The organism is Thiothrix nivea DSM 5205 (assembly GCF_000260135.1).
Lineage (GTDB): Bacteria > Pseudomonadota > Gammaproteobacteria > Thiotrichales > Thiotrichaceae > Thiothrix > Thiothrix nivea.
In genome coordinates this window covers 2063522-2082139 of record NZ_JH651384.1, presented here as the reverse complement: position 1 = coordinate 2082139, position 18618 = coordinate 2063522, and the positions used below count along the sequence as shown (strand labels likewise).

Sequence of the window (18618 nt, the reverse complement as noted above, 5' to 3'; positions counted from 1 at the left end):
GTCATTTTTTAGTAAATGTGGGTTTACCCTTTCTTGACATGGGTCAATCCTAATAAAGCTGCATAGCCAGCAAAGACCTGTACGGACAAACGCCTGATACAAATGGACGAAATCAGGCATATAATGTGTCGACAATCCACCAGAAGAGACACAATGCCGATTATGGAACGCAGAGAACCCGGTCACAAAGAACGCGGCGCGGACAAAGTAGCGCGCATCCCCATCAAGGTCGAGCCGACCACCGAATTCCGCCGCAAACCTGCCTGGATCAAGGCCAAAGCGCCCACCACGCCGGAAGTCAAACGCCTCAAAGCCATTCTACGCGAACAAAAACTACACACGGTGTGTGAGGAGGCCGCCTGCCCCAATCTTGGCGAATGCTTCACCCACGGTACTGCCACTTTTATGATCATGGGCGACATTTGTACCCGCCGCTGCCCGTTCTGTGACGTATCCCACGGCAAGCCGCTGCCGCTGGATGAAAACGAGCCGATCAACATGGCCGAAACCATCCGTGCCATGGGGCTGAGGTACGTCGTCATTACCTCGGTTGACCGCGATGATTTGCGCGACGGCGGCGCAGAACATTTCGTCAAATGCATTCAGCAAGCCCGTGCGCTCAACCCTGACCTCAAGATCGAAATCCTTACCCCCGACTTCCGTGGCCGTATGGAAATTGCCCTGCAAATCCTCGAAACCGCGCCGCCAGACGTGTTCAACCACAACCTGGAAACCGTGCCACGCCTCTACAAACAGTCCCGCCCCGGCGCAGATTACCAGTATTCGCTCAACCTGATCCGCGAATTCAAACAGCTGTTTCCGGCCATTCCCAGCAAATCTGGCTTGATGCTGGGGCTGGGCGAAACCAAGGAAGAAGTTATCGCCACCATGCGGGACTTGCGCGGCCATGACTGCGATATGCTGACGCTGGGGCAATACCTGCAACCCAGCCGCCACCACTTGCCGGTAGACCGTTTCGTGACCCCGGATGAGTTTGCCGAACTGGCGGAAATTGGCAAGGCCATGGGCTTTACCCAGGTGGCCAGTGGGCCGATGGTGCGCTCTTCCTACCACGCTGACCAGCAGGCGGCAGGCGTGTTGTCCGGCGAATGAGCGCTGCACTCAGCCGCACGCTCGAATTCCTGCTGTTCCCGCCCGGCAACCTGCTGGCATTCCTGCTGTTGGCATTGTTGCTGTACCGATGGCGCGGCGCCATGTTGGCCATCTTGGTCATGGGAATTTTGCAAGGTGCTGCCTTCAGCCTGCCGGTGGTGGCGGAAAAACTGATGGGCGGGTTGGGGCGGCAATATCCCCCGGTTCCCAATCTCTGGCTTCAGCAGCCGCTGCCCGAAGCCATCGTGGTGCTGGGGGCAGGGCGTAACCCAGAGGCAGTGGAGTATGAAGGCAGGATGAGCGCCAGCGTCGAACTGGAACGCCTCAATTACGCCGCTTTCCTGCACCGCAAAACCGGTTTGCCCATCCTGGTGTCAGGCACTGACCGGGAGGCGGCCTTCATGCTGGAAGTGATGCAGAATACCTTTCAGGTTCCGGTACGCTGGCAGGATAGCGACAGCCACACAACTTGGGAAAACGCGCAGTTTTCCGACCGGATTCTGACGCGGGCAGGTATCCGTTCCGCCTGGGTGGTGACGCAGGCGTGGCACATGCCGCGTGCCATGCAGGCTTTCAGCAACCGGCAGGTGCAGTATTTTCCTGCCTCCACCACCTACGGCTGCTGCAATTTCTGGCGGCATGAATGGATGTGGTGGGTTCCGCAAGCGACCGCGCTTTCACGCAGCCAGACAGCCCTGCACGAATGGTTGGGGCTGTTGGCGTATGAGTGGCGGCATTGAGGCAGGGCGTATGCAATACGCCCCTACAGGATCACGCCAAAGCCTGGCGCTGTTCCGGGCTGAGCAGGAAAGCTGCTGGCGACAGCAGGTCTTCCGGGCTATTACGCAAGCCCATGCGGATGAAAACCATGACTTTCTGTGCCATGTTTTCCGCCGGATTCAGCACGTAGCAGTCGGCATCGCGCCGATGCAGCAGTACCCCGCTCTGGATCAGCATCGCCAGCAAGGTTTTGAGGCGGGACTCTTCCTCAACCACGGTGAACGGGATACCAACCTGATGTTCTTCGCCTTCCATATGCAAGGGCTGGATGTGGCTGATCAGGGTGCGCAAGGGTTCGGCAGGGTCTGCATCATCCTGTGAGGCCATCTGGCTGCCGACCAGCAAGCGGGTGGCAAAGGTCTGCATTTCCGGCGAATTGAGCGGGATCTCATGCTTGTGCTGCTGGTAACCGGGCGCTTTGTTGAACTGGAAGGCCGCTTCCTTGCGCAGGTGGAGCAGTTTCATCACAAATACGGCACTGCCCAGCAAGCCGTCGTAAATGCTCTGGAAAAACGGCTTGCCGGGGCGCAGCAAGTAGTAACGCACGATACCGAGGAACAGCGCCACCAGGTCAAATACTGCCGCCCAGATCACGCCAACAATCACGGAAATGGAATAATCCCCGTGGTTCAGCAGGGTCGCCATGGCTTTTTCCACCGGATTTTGCAGGTCGCCCAGATCGTGCTTGATCAGGCTGGTTAGCGCCTCACGGCTGTTTTCCGTGTTGGTGAATGAGCGCAGTTTGGATAATTCCACCAGCAGGCTGTCACGCAACTGCTCGTCACTGGCAGTCGCCAGCTGATGGTTGACCGCTGCCAATTGTGTTTGTAATGCTTGGAAATTTTCCTGCGCCACGCCGTTAGCAGCCAGTGCTTGTTCGTAAGCGTCGACCTTGCGGTAATATTCCGCCCCTTTGCCTGGCCCCAGACCAGAGCGCCCGCCGCTGCTGGCCTCCTCATCCATCAAGCGTTTGGTGTCAGCTATTTTGGTATCGGAATCACGTAAAAACTGCTGTTCCGCTGCCAGCACGTCGCTTAGGCCGGTGCCCAGGGTCGCCTTCATGCCGGTGTCGACCGTGAAGGCGGTGTTGTACCCCGGCAAACTGCTGTTGTAGATATAGGTGTAGGCGCTCAGGGTCGACAGCAGCAAGGCAGCTGCATACACAATCGCCAGCGACAGCTTGCCGATGCCATGAACATAGGGCAGGGCGATCAGGGAAATGGCGATTGCAAACTGGACAGCCACTGCGAACAGGATGGCGTAGAGCTGTTCTTCCAGATACAGGTAAGCGCCCGAGTAGGTAAAAATACCGTTGGCCGCTGCCAGAAAAATGATGAAGACGCCAATCAGCAGGCTGATGGCCTTAAGCTTGAAACTCGCCTCAGGTGTGGTGCTTTGTTTCATGGTTGCAAACCTTCCTCGCGTATTACTATTCAGCTTTGAATATTAGTATTTTCTAATAATCGAATTAGCTTATTTACCACAGCCTTAAGCGAATAGATAGAATCAGGTTAAATATTGATCATATTTCGCGCTAGGGTCAACCAGCATCCCGTGTTCTGGTCGGGTAGAGGGGCCTGCCGTCACAAAGCAGCGGAAAATTTTTGCGGAACCGGCTAAACTCGGTGAGTCTAGCAGACTTGCGAGCACAACGACCCAAGGGAGAAACAATGGCTTTTGGCAAACTGACGATTGACTGGCGTAGCACCATCGCGGCGGTATGGCGTTCCAACCGGCATTTTCTGAAGCCGATCCGTAACGTGGATCTGGTCAACCCGGATACCCTGTTGGGTATCGATGAGCAAAAAGACGCCATCTTCCGCAATACCGAACATTTCCTGCGCGGTAAGCCGGCCAGCCATGTATTGCTGTGGGGTGCGCGCGGTGTTGGCAAGTCATCCCTGATCAAGGCCGTCCTTAGCCGTTACCACACTTATGGTTTGCGCATGATCCAGATTTCCAAGGATGACCTGGGCGTATTGGTCGACATCACCGATGAAATTGTCGATTCCCACCACCGTTTCATTATTTATTGCGACGACCTGACGTTTGAGGAAGGCAAGGGCGAATACCGCCTGTTGAAAAGCACTATGGAAGGCACGCTGGAAAAGCCGCCGGAAAACGTGCTGATTTACGCCACCTCCAACCGCCGCCACCTGATGCCGGAACGCATGTCCGATAACCTCGCCACCAACTACATAGACGGTGAAATCCACCCCGGCGAAGCGGTTGAGGACAAGCTTTCGTTGGCTGACCGCTTCGGCCTGTCGCTGTCTTTCCGCCCCATGCATAAGGATACTTATCTCGACATCGTGGACAAGCTGTTCAAGGGGCGGGTACAAGACCAGGAACTGCTGCACCAGGAGGCGCTGACCTTCGCCATTGAACGTGGCGGCACCAGTGGGCGTACAGCGCGGCACTTTTTTAACCATTGTCAAACTGGTCTGAACTAATGACAACATACCAAAGCAAGACCATGGGCATTGCCATGCCCGGCCCATTACCCCACATTTTGCTGGCAGGTTTGCTGGGTCTGGCTGTTGGTGGCTGCGGTGCCAGTACACCAGCAAAGGAAAGCAGTCTGGCGGAGAAACCAGCTGCCAGCGCAGAAGCCACTGCTGTGACAGCCACGCAGGCGGAAGCGGCAGAACTGCCCGCTACTGCGGTGGCTACGCTGGGGTCGGATGTAATCACAGCGGAAGCCCCACGACAGGAAGCAGCATCTATTGCCCCAGCTGAAACAACAGATACACCGGCAACCGCTAGCGAAATACCGGAGGCATCGGCTGAAACTGCGCCAGCTCCCTCCCAGGCCGAGCTGAACTCACAACTGTGGGACGCCGCCCGCGCCGGTGATGCCACCACGGCTGCCAGTCTGCTGCTACAAGGCGCTGATGCCCAGACAGCAACGGTTTCTGGGGAAACAGCCCTGCACGCTGCCGTTGCGGCGGGTTCCCTGGCGACGGTCAACCAGCTGGTTAGCCACGGTGCCAATGTCAACGCCGCTACCAGCAGTGGCTGGAGGCCCTTGCACCATGCCGCCCGTTTCAGCCGCCCGGATATTGCCAACTTCTTGTTGCAGAAAGGTGCTGACCCCAAAGCGGCCACCAGCGGGGCATCGCCTAAAACGCCAGTGCAGATGGCACTGGATCAGGGTGACTTGCGCACGGCGCGTATCCTGGGTTATTGATAAATTTTGAGGATCAAGCATGAAATGGACGACTCTTTTTCTGGCATTCGCCCTGCTGATGGGGTTGGGTGCCTGCACACAGGAAACCCAAAACAAGATCGGGCGCGAAATCAATAACTGGACGGGCGTCAATGGCGTACTGGAAGTCTACGCTGGCGACAAGTTGGTCAGGCGTTTCATCAGGGTTGATAAACTGACTACCGCATCTGGCACTGGCAGCAATGCCGAGCGGCCTTACCGTTTCGGCTATGGCGTGCTTGATGCCAACCTGAACGGCGTTGTGGATGCGGGTGAAAAGAAAGTCTATTTCGAATTCAGTGATTACTCGACACCGTATGTGTTCTTTGAAAATCCGGCCTGAGCAAACGGGCGGCGGGAGCAGCCGCCAGCAGCACATCGGTAAAAGGAGGGAGGACATGCTACGCACAGGATTATGCGTTGGTATTTTACTGTTGCCCTTGTGGCTGATGGGGTGCGGTGACAGGGATGGCAGTGCCAATAAACAGCCGCCTCTAGCCGAGCAGGCAGCGCCAGCCCTGAGCAATTACACCATTACCTCTGGTTCGGCTGGCCCGGTGCAACTCGGGATGCCTTCGCCTGAAATCTTGGCCGCCATGCCGGGAGTCACTGCGGGGGTCGAGCTGGATGGTGAAGGCATCGAATGGATGACCCTGCGCCTGAACGGTGAAACGCTGATGAACGTCATGCTGGACAAGAATACCCACGCTGCCAGCCTGATCCGCGTCCTTAGCCCGCGTTTCACCACGGAAGAGGGCGTCAAGGTGGGCGAAAACCTGCAAAGCGCGGGGGAAAAGCTGGGTGGCCTGACTGAAATTCAGTGGACTGAAATCGAGTCCCGCGAATTCGCCACTTTCGCCAACGCGCCGGCTTCTATGGTGTTTCAGGTTATTGGGGGCGACGGTACGGCGGGTGTTTACAGTAACAGCGAAACCACCACGACTATCGCGTCGGCTTCCGCCACTATCCATTCCATCTGGCTGATGGCGGAGTGATTATTTCTTCCGCGCGCGCGGGTGCGCTTGGTCGTATACGCTAGCCAAATGCTGAAAATCCAGATGGGTGTAAATCTGAGTGGTGCTGATGTCGGCATGACCGAGCATTTCCTGCACCGCGCGTAAATCCCCCGATGATTCCAGCATGTGGCTGGCGCAGGAGTGGCGTAACTTGTGCGGGTGCACGTGCTGTTCCAGCCCCTGCTGTAATCGCCAGTGGCTGAGGCGGAACTGGATGCTGCGTGGGTGCAGGCGGGTTCCGCGCTTGCTGACGAACAAGGCCGTTTCACCATACGCTGCCAGTAAGCCGCGTTGCTTTAGCCATACTTGCAGGGCGTCCAGCGCCATCCGGCCTACCGGCACGTCGCGTTGCTTGTTGCCCTTACCCAGTACCCGCACCTGTTGCTGGCGGTAGTCCACATCCTGCACATCCAGCCCTGCCAGTTCCGACAGGCGCAGGCCGGAAGAATACAGCAGTTCCATCAGCGCCCGGTCGCGTACCGCCAGCGTATCATCGGCATCAATGTCCAGCAGGCGGTCGAGGGTTTCGGCATCCAGCGTATCCGGCAGCTTGCGTGCCTGTTTGGGGGATTGCACATCCACCACCGGGTTGTGTTCAACCAGCCCTTCACGTAGCAGGAAACGGTAACAGCGGCGGATGGAAGACAGCTTGCGTTGCAGGCTTTTGCCGGATAATCCTTTGCGGTGTAACTGGCTGATCCAGTGGCGGATTTGCCAGGTTTGTACGCTGTCGAGGGAAATATCGGCGTCTGCTGCCTGCTTTTCCAGCCACTGGATGAAGTCGTGCAGGTCGCGTTCGTAGCTGGTGACCGTGCGCGGCGAGTAGCGTTTTTCGCTGGCCAGATGGTAGTGGTAGCGGGACAGGATGGAATCGAGGGTATCCATCAACTCAGGCGCCAGCCTCATCCACCGAATGCAGTGGCGGCTCCAGGTAGCGCGCCAGCGCCCGCGCCACCAGATCGCCAAGCTGGCCGATGAACAGCGTACCCATGCCCGGATAAAAACGCGCTTCGTTTTCGCTGCCCAGTGCCAGCACGCCAATTTCGCGCGCTTCGTACAGTGGGATCAGTACGGCGGACTTGATGGAAGCCCCATCCTCACCAAACAAAAACATCTGCTGGCGTGGGCGCAACCTGCCGCACACTGGCAGGCGCTTGCGGAACAGGGTGGCCAGCTGCTTGAGGGATTTGTCATCCGGGTCAATGAAATGCAGCCCGTCACGTGAGCGCCCCCGCCCGATCAGGCGCAGCACCACGCTATCGGCCTTGAAATCGCCGCGCAACATGTTGTTGCAGGTTCCCACCACGTCATCCAGGCTGTCGCAGGTCATCAGCTCCAGTGCCAGATGGTGCAGGCGGGCGATCACATGTTCGCTGTCACGCGCGGCTTTCAGCATGTCGCTTTGGCGTTCCTGCAATTCCTGGTAACGGTCGCGCTGGCGCTGCACCAGCCGTTCCAGCAGGGAAACCGCTCCCCCCGTATTAGGGTGTGGCAGGGTTAAATGATCCAGCAAATCCTCATGCTTGCGGAAAAAGTCAGGGTGAGTCCGCAACCACGCAGCCACCTGCTCCGCGCTGATGTCTTTGCTGCCCTGTCCGTCTTGTGTGCTCATATCGTGAGTGTACCCCTGAATACCGTTTCTGCCGGGCCGGTCATCCACACCGGCTGCCCTTCACCCTGCCATTCGATCTGTAAACAGCCGCCCGCCAACGTGACTGTTGCCTGCCCGTCCAGCAAGCCCTGAATCCGGCCTGCCACCACGGCGGCGCAAGCACCCGTGCCGCAGGCCAGCGTTTCACCCGAACCGCGCTCAAACACCCGCAAACGTATGCTGTCGCGCCCCATGACCTGCATGAAACCGACATTGACCCGCCTGGGAAATGCCGGGTGTGATTCCAGTTGGGAGCCAAGCATGGTAACTGGTGCTATATCAACATTTTCAACTTGCAGCACGGCATGTGGGTTGCCCATCGAAACTGCCGCAAATGACACTGTTTTTCCAGCCATTTCCAGATTATAGAGCGTTTGCCGCCGTTCGGAAATGAACGGGATGCGCGCAGGCTCCAGTTCCGGCACACCCATGTTGACCGTGACCTGCCCATCGGGTTGGATTTGCAGCAGGATACGCCCCGCCGCCGTCATCACCGGGATGGTGGTTTTGTGCGTCAAACCCTGATCATACACGAATCTGGCGAAACAGCGCGCGCCATTGCCGCATTGTTCCACCTCGCCACCATCGGCATTGAAAATACGGTAGCGAAAATCAGCATCCTCACCCGCATATGCTTCCACCAGCAACACCTGATCACAGCCCACCCCGAAATGGCGGTCGGCAATCCAGCGGATTTGTGCCGCATCCAGCCGGACTTGCTGGCGGATGCCGTCCAGCACCACGAAATCGTTGCCGATACCCTGCATCTTGGTGAAATGAAGCTCACTGCCCGTCATACCCGAAATCCTGTCAAGCAAAGACGCCAGTATACAAAGATATGGCGATTCAGCAATTTTGATGATATGTTACAGCCCTTCACATTTTTGGATCGCATCACATTAATCTGAGATCAGGAGAGGAAACATGTCTGATTTTAAACAGGAACTGGACGCACGTGGCCTAAATTGCCCACTGCCAATCCTTCGCACCAAGAAGGCCATCAATGGTCTGGCTTCCGGCGAAGTGCTGAAAGTCATCGCCACTGACCCAGGTTCCGTCAAGGATATGGAAGCTTTCTGCAAGCAGACTGGCAATGAAATGGTCAGCAGCGCTGAAGCGGGCGGCGAATACACTTTCATGATCAAGAAAGCGTAATATCCGGCGGGGGCGAAAATACCCTCTTTCGCCCCCGTGTAAATGCCCTGCATGGCTTCCGAACGCAAATTTTCCCGCATCCTCACTGAACTCGATTCCCGCCGCTCCCGGCATCTTTACCGCCACACCCGCGTAGCCGATTCCCCGCAACAACCGCATATGACCATCGACGGCAAGCCGATGCTGGTGTTTTGCAGCAACGACTATCTCGGGCTGGCCAACCATCCGGACATGATCCGCGCTTTTCAGCAGGCTGCCAATACTTACGGTGTTGGCAGTGGGGCGGCGCACCTGGTTAATGGGCATTCGCGCCCACACCAGCAACTGGAGGAAGCGCTGGCGGAATTTACCGGGCGGGAACGGGCGTTGCTGTTTTCCACCGGTTACATGGCCAACCTAGGGGTGGCGAATGCGCTGTTGGCCAGCCGTCATGATGTGGTTTATGCAGACCGGCTTAACCATGCTTCTCTGGTGGATGCGGGTTTGCTTGCGGGGGCGAAACTGGTGCGTTATCCGCATAATGACACCTCCTCGCTGGGCAAGCGGTTGAAAGAAACCCCTCCTAACCTCCCCTTATCAGGGGAGGGACAAGAAGGCAGTGCTGCGCGCACGCGGCTGATCATGACGGATGGCGTGTTCAGCATGGATGGGGATGTTGCGCCGGTGCGTGAATTGGCGCGGCTGGCGCGGGAGCATGATGCGTGGCTGATGGTGGATGATGCGCATGGCATTGGTGTGCTGGGGGAAACCGGTGCTGGCTTGTTGGAAGCCGAAGGTCTTAACCAAATGGATGTGCCGATCCTGATGGGTACGCTGGGCAAGGCGCTGGGTACGGCAGGCGCGTTTGTGGCGGGTAGCCATGACCTGATCGAATACCTGATCCAGACAGCGCGGACGTGGATTTACACCACGGCGCAACCGCCTGCTGTAGCCGCCGCCACGCTGGCTAGCCTGCATCTGGTGCAGACGGAAAGCTGGCGGCGGGAACATTTGCAGGTGCTGATCCGGCAATTCCGGCAGGGGGCGGAACAGCTGGGTTTGCCGCTGATGGCATCTGATACGCCTATCCAGCCCATTTTGGTCGGCAGCAGTGAACAGGCGATGGCCATGAGCAGCAGATTAGAAAAGAGTGGCATTTTGGTTACCGCCATACGCCCACCGACGGTTCCGGCGGATACGGCGCGGTTACGGGTTACGTTATCGGCTGCGCATACGGTTGAGGATGTAGAGCGGTTGTTGGAAGCGCTGGGAAGAAACCCCTCCTAACCTCCCCTTGTCAGGGGAGGAACAAGAAATGTCCCCAGTTGATCCAGCAATACGGTGGCGTAGGCTCCCGGTGGCAGTTCAAACGCCAGTCGCAATGTGCTGTTGTCCACCACTTCAAAGCCGATTTCCCCGACCTTGATGCGCAGGGCGCGGCGTTCCTGCTTCAACCCCTGCTTTTCCAGCCCGGCGCAGAAGATCGGAAATAGCGCTGCTTGTTCTGCTTCCAGCTCGCCTGTTTGTGCTTGCGTCGCCAGCTCACCCCTGCCCCACAATGCGCCGGTTGGATGAATATCCTGCACTGCCAACCGCTGTTCCAGTGCCGGACTGGCATCGTCGGCAAACCAGCTATTGCCGTCAGAGAAGGTGAACACGTCGCCGGGCAAGCGCTGGTTCCAGTTACCTTGCCGCACCCTTTCAGAAAGGATGTGGTTGAAAATCCACGAACGGGCAGCGGAGAGGTAGAGGCTACGCTGATTACGCTGTTTGGGTTTGGATTCACCCTTGAACCAGCTTGCCGCTTTTTTCAGGTTGCCGAAGTTGTGGCCGAAACGCTGTGCGCCGTAGTAGTTGGGGATGCCGTGTTGGGCGATCTGCTGGCAAATAGTTTGCGCCTCAACGAAATCACCGCTGCATTCGCGCAAGGTGAGGATGAAACGGTTGGCCGCCAGCGCGCCGCGCCGCAACTTCTTGTCGTGGCGCTGCTGTTGGAGGATTTCGATTTCCGGCGGCAGGCTGGAAAAATCCGGGTCGGCCATACCGGGCAGTTGCAGGCTGAACCATTGGGTGGTGATGGCATGACGATCCTTGAGGCCAGCATAACCCACCTCCTTGGCCGGGATACCTGCGCAACGGGCAAGCTGGCCTGCCACCCAGTCGGTGTTCGCGCCAGTTTTGCGCACTTGCAGCCACAGATGTTCGCCAGTGCCGCTCAGAGCTATTTCCATCTGCTCATCGACAATGAAATCTTCCGGCAGGGTGCGGAACTGGCCTGTCAGCGGCGCGGGGTAGGCTTGGGCGAAGCGGGTGCTGGCGTAATCGGTCATGGGGTTTCCGGGCAAATACCGGATTATACGGTAGGGGCAGGCCCCTGTGCCTGCCCTGTTTTGCCGATACCCCGAAAAAAGGGCAAGCACGGGGGCTTGCCCCTACGGGCATTTCCGTTATCATCCTGCCCATGAAATACCACGACCTGCGCGACTTTATCCAGCAACTGGAAAAAATGGGCGAGCTGAAACGCATCAGCATCGAAGTCGACCCGTATCTGGAAATGACCGAAATTGCCGACCGCGTGCTGCGCGCCGGTGGCCCTGCGTTGCTGTTTGAAAAGCCGAAGGGGCATGGTGTGCCGGTGCTGGCCAACCTGTTCGGCACGCCGCGCCGGGTGGCATTGGGGATGGGTGAGGAATCGACTGAAGCGCTACGTGAAGTCGGCAAGCTGCTGGCATTGCTGAAACAGCCCGACCCGCCGAAAGGTTTCAAGGATGCCATGAGTGCCCTGCCGATTTTCCGCAAGGTGCTGGACATGGCTCCCAAGGTGGTGAGCAAGGCAGCCTGCCAGCAGGTGGTGGTGGAAGGCGACAAGGTGGATTTAAGCAGGCTACCGATCCAGCATTGCTGGCCAGGGGATGCAGCGCCGCTGATTACCTGGGGTCTGGTCATCACCAAAGGGCCGAACCAGAAACGGCAGAATCTGGGCATTTACCGCCAGCAGGTGATCGGCAAAAACCGCGTGATCATGCGCTGGCTGTCGCATCGCGGCGGGGCGTTGGATTTCCGCGAGTTCCAGCAGGCGCATCCGGGCAGGCCGTTTCCGGTGGCGGTGGCGATTGGCACTGACCCGGCGACGATCCTGGGGGCGGTGACGCCGGTTCCCGATACGCTGTCCGAATATGCGTTTGCCGGGCTGTTGCGCGGTTCGCGGACGGAACTGGTGCAAGCCATCGGCGTGGATTTGCAAGTTCCGGCGTCGGCGGAATTTGTGCTGGAAGGGCATATTTACCCGGATGACATGGCTCCCGAAGGGCCTTACGGCGATCACACCGGTTACTACAACGAGATCGACAGCTTCCCGGTTTTCACCATCGAGCGCATTACCCACCGCAAAGACCCGATTTACCATAGCACTTACACCGGGCGTCCGCCGGATGAACCGGCGATTCTGGGCGTGGCGCTGAACGAGGTGTTCGTGCCGATCCTGCAGAAGCAGTTCCCTGAGATTGTCGATTTCTACCTGCCACCGGAAGGCTGCTCCTACCGCATGGCTGTGGTCAGCATCAAAAAGCAGTATCCGGGGCACGCCAAGCGGGTGATGATGGGCGTGTGGTCGTTCCTGCGCCAGTTCATGTACACCAAGTTTATCATCGTGGTGGACGACGACGTGGATACCCGCAAGTGGGAGGATGTGATCTGGGCAATGACCACCCGCATGGATCCGGCGCGGGATACCACGCTGGTGGAGCATACGCCGATTGACTATCTGGATTTCGCCTCGCCGGTATCGGGGCTGGGGTCGAAGATGGGGCTGGATGCGACCAACAAGTGGCCGGGGGAAACCACGCGGGAATGGGGGACGCCGATTGTGATGGATGCGGCGGTCAAAGAAAAGGTCGATACCATGTGGAAAAAGCTCGGTCTATAGGAAAATATACCCAAGGCAATTCAAGAATCGATCGATTCTACTAAAATGCACAAGCCATTGATGTCAAAATTTTTTGAACAATTGAATAACCGAAAACTGAATTGCCAACGGTATAGAGCAAAAGATAATAGCTCTTGTAAAGTCGCTTCCCAATACAGAGACTCCTCCACTGATAACTTGCATTAGCCCACAATTCTATGGCTAACACTTGCTGTAAAAAATGGCAACTATTAAAGCAAGCCATAATTAATAGAACTCGAATTACTTTCAATTAAGATTTGAATTTCTTTTCCTTTTCAACTTTTTCTGCATGGAACCGCCCAGGAGCAGGAATGCTATTAAGTCCAAGACGCACCCCAATAAAATGTGCAATTAATAAACCCAACCATTCAAGACGTGGCCTTAACCATATAGCTTGTTTAGCACTACTTAAGTCGCCAAGTTCTAATACTAATTCCGCATCAGAAGTCACTGTATAATAATATCCATAATAATTTTTTAAATTATTTGTAAAATTATCCTCCATAAATCCGAAGGGGCAATATTGCTCATAAAGCTTTTTCCAGGCATCGGCAGCTGGCTTGTCAGTCTCATCATTATAACCAATTGATGGGCCACTCCTTCCAGGAGGGTTTGAGCCATCAAAATGTATAAATATAGCAATTTTTACTTGATATTTACTTTCATCCAAATAAGCATCCTCTCTAATTACATTAACACCAACTCCTCTTAAAATTTTTGTAGCAGAATCTGCAACTATAGGAGTCCACTTCAATTCACTACCCCAGTTTGATGACGCCCCAGTTGCACCGGTTGTTCGTCCTTCATGTCCTGCCTGAATTAGAACATCAGCTTTTTTCATTGTCATGACAACTCTCCTATTCCTTATCCGAATAAAACACGAAAAAAATCATTCTGGGCGATAAATATACTACACTTCTTCAAGCACAGAATAATAGCTTTGTAAAAAATCATCCCATTTAAATTTATCCACAAACTCAACGGGATACTCAGGATTGCCATTTAAATATCCTGTACTATATTTATCTTGCAAAAACAAGGCATGGGTTTCAGGGAAATAAATGGCAATTCCCTTTGAACCAAAATCACCTTGCAAATACTTCGATGCATAATTATCAATTATCAACAAGTCGATCAATTTACAAACCAATTTGGCTTTTTTCTTAATTATCAAAAAACTCGTGGTGTTTTGTAAATTCTCACAAAATTTCGACAAATCAATACTATGTACATCAGCCTCCCCCATTGCATATTTATAACAACTTGCACGAGCCTTTTGAATATTCAATATATCTTTCTTTAAATGGCGAATCATTTCCTCCGAAAGATCATGAACCACAAATGCCAAATCATTCATTTTAGAAAGCTGTATTGCGGAAAGTGTCATTGCAAATGTTGCGCGAAACTCCTCATCATGTTCAGATGTATTTCTGTATGAGTCCACTAACATTTTTCCCAGCGCTACCGCATCCATTGATGGGTCATCAACCAACAGTTGCAGCCAATGATTATAACGCCAACCAGAAAGAGGCTCTATTTCCTCACTTGCCACCATCACATGCGCAATATTTCGCATCGCAAAACCGGTTTCTATCGTTGCCATTAAGCAGGCATCAAAGCCTATAACATCTAACTTTTCACCTTTTAACACATTGAATAGGCTATCTTGAAGTTCACGATTATACATTATATCACCTTGAGTGGAATCGGAAGAGATGTACTTATACCTTCCTGACACTGAGATCCCTGTATCTGTGGCCAGACGCCAACCTTGACCATGATTCCAAACATCCAGCATATAATGCTTTGCAGGGTAATTTTGCCTACTCCACTGAACAAAGTCACCAAGTACCTTACCACTCCCCATATTTAACTCACCCATATTTTGAACAGCAAACGTTGGAAGTGGCTCTATTCCCTTGAACATTTTAAAGCGCAAACATCCTGTCCATTGAGGATTTGTTGATATATAATCGCCTATCCTGTCAAACTGAACAACGACATTAACCATGCTGCCAAAATCAACTTTAGCGATTTCATTAAAATCCATTACAGCCCATCTTTCTAAGTCATTATCACCATTCATGAATATCATTATAGTCCATTCTGCCATGTGATTATTCATTACCAGAACCCTCCGTTAAAATTCTGCAATGCACTTTTCAAGATCAGATTCAAATTCAGATCTTGCTTTCTCATCACTTATACTCCTGCCACCTGATTTTTTAGTTAACTTTTCCATTATGGCAGATTCAATTTTTGCAATATCAGGCTTGGCTAATGTGACCGAGTTTTGTACATTTCTTAACTTTTGCTTAACATCGTTAATTTTTTTATTTAAAAAGCTCACATCTGGCACATCAAGCCACTCATTAAAATTATTTTCTTTTTGTAACTTTTTAGACATTGTTGGTTTCAGGGACTGATACATGCACAACATGGCATCTGATGCTTTTTCATAGTTGGTTGACTGTACTTCAATTTGATAACGTGAACTTGGAATATCTAACATATTACTTAAGAAAATTGCCTCTGCCGCACCCTTTGGTTTATCTGCAAAGCCAGCAGCCAACCCTGCAATTGTCATTCCCAAACTGCCATCACTAAATCTGAAAGATGCTTTTTTTAAGTCATTTGATTTTAACAAGTACCAATCTGCATATGTTTTCATATTTTCCATTGCTTGATATTGTGTTTCAGCAACGGGAATCCCTTGAAATTCAGACTTCTCGAGTCTCTGTTTAATATTTGATTCGTCAACAGAAATAGGATAGTAGGCAGAACACCCCGATAAGACAGCAGTTAAGCAAATAGTAAAGATTTCTCGATTAACACGTTTCATAAAAGCCACCCTTAGCCATTCATGAAAAAACTTTAATCTAAAAATATCATAAATCATTGAATAAAAAATATAGGAGGATATACATAGCTATTTCGCATAGAAATTGAGGACATGGCTTCCTATCTCATAAAAGCCTCCATTTAGCCCAATAGCTATTGCCATTTTCCAATAACAACGTAGGCAATCCAGAAATCATGCTTATATAGTGTCTCGGCAAGCAATGGCTACAATTATTTTGAATTCCATCATTTAATTATCAATAAGTTATGAATTATTAAGTCGTAGTCATTGATCACGAAAAGACTATAGAGTCAAATAGTTAAAGGATTATTTACCATCAACTCTATCCCCGCACCCGTCATATTCGGTTGTGGCTGATTCTGGACGGTTCCCCGTCATGGCTAGAGCTAGTTTGCTCCCAATCGGGAAGCCGCCAGCACCGCCTCGGTGCGATTACGCACATGTAACGCCCGCAAAATCGCGCTGACATGCAACTTGACAGTACCATCCGAGCAGTGAAGTTCCCTGGCAATAGACTTATTGGGTAGACCTTTGGCCATCAACCGCAAAACCGCCTGCTGGCGTGGTGTCAGACTCGCTACTCCCGGCAAATCGTCAACTTCTGGCTCTGCTGCTGCGGCTTCATCTTCCGGTGCAACGACAATCCGGTTTCCATTTCCAGCCAGCAGGGAAGGGGAAATGTAGATTTCGCCTGCCAGAATCAGGTGCAATGCATTTTTCACCTCCCCTGCCCCGGCAGATTTGGCGATATAGCCGCGCGCGCCCTGCTCAATTAGTTTGTGGGCAATATCGGCATCATCCGCACCCGACATGATGACAACGGGCGTTTGCGGCGTCTTTTCACGAATCAGGGCAAGCCCCGTTGCACCATCGTCACCCGGCAAAAAGACATCCAGCATAATCAGATCGAATTGCACATATTGGGTCAGGACACCTACAGCTTCCTCCACTGAACCCACTTCAAACACGGCTGCACCGGGATAAAATCGCTCCAGCAAACTGCCCAACGCCTCACGGAATATTGGATGGTCATCCACAATCAAAATACGCATAAAAAAGCCCCCGCTACTCACTCTCGACACTCCAAAAACCATATCAATAGTATAGGTATACAGAAGAATAATTCGACAAGTGATATAGACTTAAACAAGTATTATTTATGGAAATTTGATATAGAGCATATATTCGGCAATAGGTATGTAAAGCAGTATTGTCGAATCAGAAATCACTAGCTAATACGGGTCGATGGGATGCGGCAGGCATTGGGGCTATAATCCCCCTATCACCCAAGACAAGTGCGGCACATGAAAAAGCTACCCATCGGCATCAGCACCCTCGCAAACTTCATCGCAGACGGCTACGTTTATGTGGACAAAACCCCGTATGTGCAAATGATGGCCGACAGGGGCAAATATTACTTCCTCTCACGTCCGCGCCGTTTTGGCAAGTCACTGCTGGTCGATACCTTGCATCAGTTGTTTGCAGGCAATGAAACCCTGTTTCGCGGTTTGCACATCCACCCGCACTGGGATTGGGCAGTGCAATATCCCGTCATTTCCATCAGTTTCGCCGAGGGTCTATTGGAAAGCCGTGCTGCCTTGGAACGGCGTATCCAGCAAATCCTGGAACTGAACCAAGAACAATTGGGGGTCAGTTGCCGCCACCATCAAGACCCTGCCGCCTGCTTCGGTGAACTGATCCGCAATGCCAAAGCCAAATACGGGCGCGACGTGGTGGTGTTGGTGGATGAATACGACAAGCCCATCCTTGACAATATCACCCATCCAGAGGTTGCGGCTGACATGCGCAACGGGCTACGCGACCTATATTCGGTGATCAAGGGGCAGGATGCCAATATCCGCTTTGCCTTCCTCACCGGGGTCAGCAAGTTTTCCAAGGTCTCACTGTTCAGCGGCCTGAACAACCTGGAAGACATCACCCTTGACCCGCGTTATAGCGCCCTATGTGGTTATACCCAAACCGAACTGGAATACCATTTTGCTGAACATCTGCAAGGCGCAGACATGGCAATGGTGCGGTCATGGTACAACGGCTACAACTGGCTGGGGGAAAGTGTTTACAACCCGTTTGATGTACTGCTGTTTATTGCCAAAGGGAAAGAATTTCTGCCGTATTGGTTTGAAACCGCCACCCCGTCATTCTTAGTGCATATTTTGCGCAAACGCCCTTTCTATTTGCCCGACCTCGAAGCCGTGCGCATGGATTATAAAGCTTTGGGGGATTTTGACGTTGACCGTATCCATCTGGAAACCTTGTTATTCCAGACGGGCTATTTGACCATCAAGGAAAAAATTGTGGATGTGCCGGGCAGTTTGCCGGAATACGCGCTAACTTACCCCAACAATGAAGTGCGTTACAGCCTGATGGGTTATTTGCTGGATAACTACCTCACCGATACCCGCCCGGAACGCAGCGCCATTCGCCAGGCCCTGATCCGTAATGATTTTGCCGCGCTGGAACGGCATTTCCGCGCCCTGTTCGACAATATTGCCCACCAGAATTACACCAACAACCCGATAGCCAGCTATGAAGGTTATTATGCCTCCGTGATGTACGCTTTCCTGTGTTCCCTCAGCCTGGACACACGCGCCGAGGAAAGCAGCAATAAGGGGCGGGTGGATATGACCTTGCGCTTACCCTTTATCAACGAGGCAAAGCGGGTGTATATCTTTGAATTCAAGCTGGTGGATGGTGCGGAAGGCGATGGCGGCGCACTGGTGCAGATCAAGCAGCAGGATTACGCCGCGCCTTACCGCGATGGGCAGCACTGTATCTTTTTGGTGGGGATGGAGTTTAGTGCGCAGGTGCGAAATTTTGTGCGGTTTGAGTGGGAGGAGGATGGCCTGCAAGGGTGAATTGCAGGCACATGCCACTGATAGCGCCAGC

19 protein-coding genes are annotated in these 18618 nt (G+C 53.3%); 10 read left to right on the top strand and 9 right to left on the bottom strand.

Translation table 11 applies throughout. From position 1 onward, the window contains the following. Positions 1-153: 153 nt before the first annotated feature. Positions 154-1113, top strand: coding sequence for a lipoyl synthase (gene lipA, locus THINI_RS10370; RefSeq protein ID WP_002708548.1), 960 nt, complete (start codon positions 154-156; stop codon positions 1111-1113). Beyond that, positions 1110-1853, top strand: a complete 744-nt coding sequence (locus tag THINI_RS10365; RefSeq protein WP_002708547.1) for a YdcF family protein — start codon at positions 1110-1112, stop codon at positions 1851-1853. Before lipA ends, THINI_RS10365 begins: the two co-directional genes overlap by 4 nt. Before the next feature lie 31 nt (positions 1854-1884). Here the strand turns inward: THINI_RS10365 and THINI_RS10360 are convergent, their stop codons facing one another. Next, positions 1885-3297, bottom strand: a complete 1413-nt coding sequence (locus THINI_RS10360; protein WP_002708546.1) for a hypothetical protein — start codon at positions 3295-3297, stop codon at positions 1885-1887. Between the two features lie 266 nt (positions 3298-3563). On the opposite strand from THINI_RS10360, the gene THINI_RS10355 reads away from it, so the two are divergent. Genes THINI_RS10355 through THINI_RS10340 form a run of 4 tightly spaced genes read left to right on the top strand, consistent with a single transcriptional unit; the run spans position 3564 to position 6096 of the window. After that, positions 3564-4346, top strand: a complete 783-nt coding sequence (locus tag THINI_RS10355) for an ATP-binding protein (RefSeq protein WP_002708545.1) — start codon at positions 3564-3566, stop codon at positions 4344-4346. Further along, a complete protein-coding gene (locus tag THINI_RS23390) occupies positions 4346-5083 on the top strand; it encodes an ankyrin repeat domain-containing protein (RefSeq protein WP_002708544.1) in 738 nt (245 codons plus the stop codon). The genes THINI_RS10355 and THINI_RS23390 overlap by 1 nt, the downstream gene beginning before the upstream one ends. A 19-nt stretch (positions 5084-5102) precedes the next feature. After that, positions 5103-5444 (top strand): hypothetical protein, encoded by a 342-nt coding sequence (locus THINI_RS10345; RefSeq protein WP_002708543.1) that lies wholly within the window; start codon positions 5103-5105, stop codon positions 5442-5444. 55 nt (positions 5445-5499) lie between these two features. Continuing rightward, positions 5500-6096: a hypothetical protein gene (locus tag THINI_RS10340; protein ID WP_002708542.1), complete on the top strand. Its 597-nt coding sequence runs from the start codon at positions 5500-5502 to the stop codon at positions 6094-6096. Here THINI_RS10340 and xerC read toward each other — a convergent pair whose 3' ends face one another. The 3 genes from xerC to dapF are packed head-to-tail and all read right to left on the bottom strand — an operon-like array spanning position 6097 to position 8565. Then, positions 6097-7002: a tyrosine recombinase XerC gene (gene xerC, locus THINI_RS10335; RefSeq protein WP_002708541.1), complete on the bottom strand. Its 906-nt coding sequence runs from the start codon at positions 7000-7002 to the stop codon at positions 6097-6099. It lies immediately after the preceding gene. Between the two features lie 4 nt (positions 7003-7006). After that, complete coding sequence (locus THINI_RS10330; protein WP_002708540.1) at positions 7007-7729, bottom strand: DUF484 family protein; 723 nt, start codon at positions 7727-7729, stop codon at positions 7007-7009. Further along, positions 7726-8565, bottom strand: a complete 840-nt coding sequence (gene dapF, locus THINI_RS10325) for a diaminopimelate epimerase (RefSeq protein ID WP_002708539.1) — start codon at positions 8563-8565, stop codon at positions 7726-7728. Before dapF ends, THINI_RS10330 begins: the two co-directional genes overlap by 4 nt. A gap of 127 nt (positions 8566-8692) precedes the next feature. On the opposite strand from dapF, the gene THINI_RS10320 reads away from it, so the two are divergent. Further along, positions 8693-8923 carry a sulfurtransferase TusA family protein gene (locus THINI_RS10320; RefSeq protein WP_002708538.1) on the top strand — a complete coding sequence of 77 codons (231 nt, stop codon included), beginning with the start codon at positions 8693-8695 and terminating at the stop codon, positions 8921-8923. Between the two features lie 51 nt (positions 8924-8974). Next, on the top strand, positions 8975-10189 hold the full coding sequence (bioF, locus tag THINI_RS10315; RefSeq protein ID WP_002708537.1) for an 8-amino-7-oxononanoate synthase: 1215 nt from the start codon (positions 8975-8977) through the stop codon (positions 10187-10189). Here the strand turns inward: bioF and truD are convergent. Beyond that, positions 10186-11232 (bottom strand): tRNA pseudouridine(13) synthase TruD, encoded by a 1047-nt coding sequence (gene truD, locus THINI_RS10310; protein WP_002708536.1) that lies wholly within the window; start codon positions 11230-11232, stop codon positions 10186-10188. The genes bioF and truD overlap by 4 nt on opposite strands. 131 nt (positions 11233-11363) lie before the next feature. Between truD and ubiD the strand changes: the two genes are divergently transcribed. After that, complete coding sequence (gene ubiD, locus THINI_RS10305; RefSeq protein ID WP_002708535.1) at positions 11364-12827, top strand: 4-hydroxy-3-polyprenylbenzoate decarboxylase; 1464 nt, start codon at positions 11364-11366, stop codon at positions 12825-12827. A 271-nt stretch (positions 12828-13098) separates the two neighbouring features. Here the strand turns inward: ubiD and THINI_RS10300 are convergent, their stop codons facing one another. The 4 genes from THINI_RS10300 to THINI_RS10285 all read right to left on the bottom strand — a co-directional run bounded on the left by THINI_RS10300 (position 13099) and on the right by THINI_RS10285 (position 16763). Further along, positions 13099-13695, bottom strand: a complete 597-nt coding sequence (locus THINI_RS10300) for an N-acetylmuramoyl-L-alanine amidase CwlD (protein ID WP_040839368.1) — start codon at positions 13693-13695, stop codon at positions 13099-13101. Positions 13696-13758: 63 nt separating this feature from the next. Further along, positions 13759-14961: a clostripain-related cysteine peptidase gene (locus THINI_RS10295; protein WP_169314612.1), complete on the bottom strand. Its 1203-nt coding sequence runs from the start codon at positions 14959-14961 to the stop codon at positions 13759-13761. A 27-nt stretch (positions 14962-14988) separates the two neighbouring features. After that, complete coding sequence (locus tag THINI_RS10290; RefSeq protein ID WP_002708533.1) at positions 14989-15690, bottom strand: lipoprotein; 702 nt, start codon at positions 15688-15690, stop codon at positions 14989-14991. Positions 15691-16097: 407 nt separating this feature from the next. After that, positions 16098-16763, bottom strand: coding sequence for a response regulator (locus THINI_RS10285; RefSeq protein ID WP_040839364.1), 666 nt, complete (start codon positions 16761-16763; stop codon positions 16098-16100). Positions 16764-17015: 252 nt separating this feature from the next. Here THINI_RS10285 and THINI_RS10280 point away from each other — a divergent pair, with 252 nt between their 5' ends. Further along, the gene (locus tag THINI_RS10280; protein WP_002708531.1) at positions 17016-18587 is read left to right on the top strand and encodes an ATP-binding protein; all 1572 of its coding nucleotides are present in this window, start codon (positions 17016-17018) and stop codon (positions 18585-18587) included. The last annotated feature ends 31 nt before the right edge of the window (positions 18588-18618 follow it).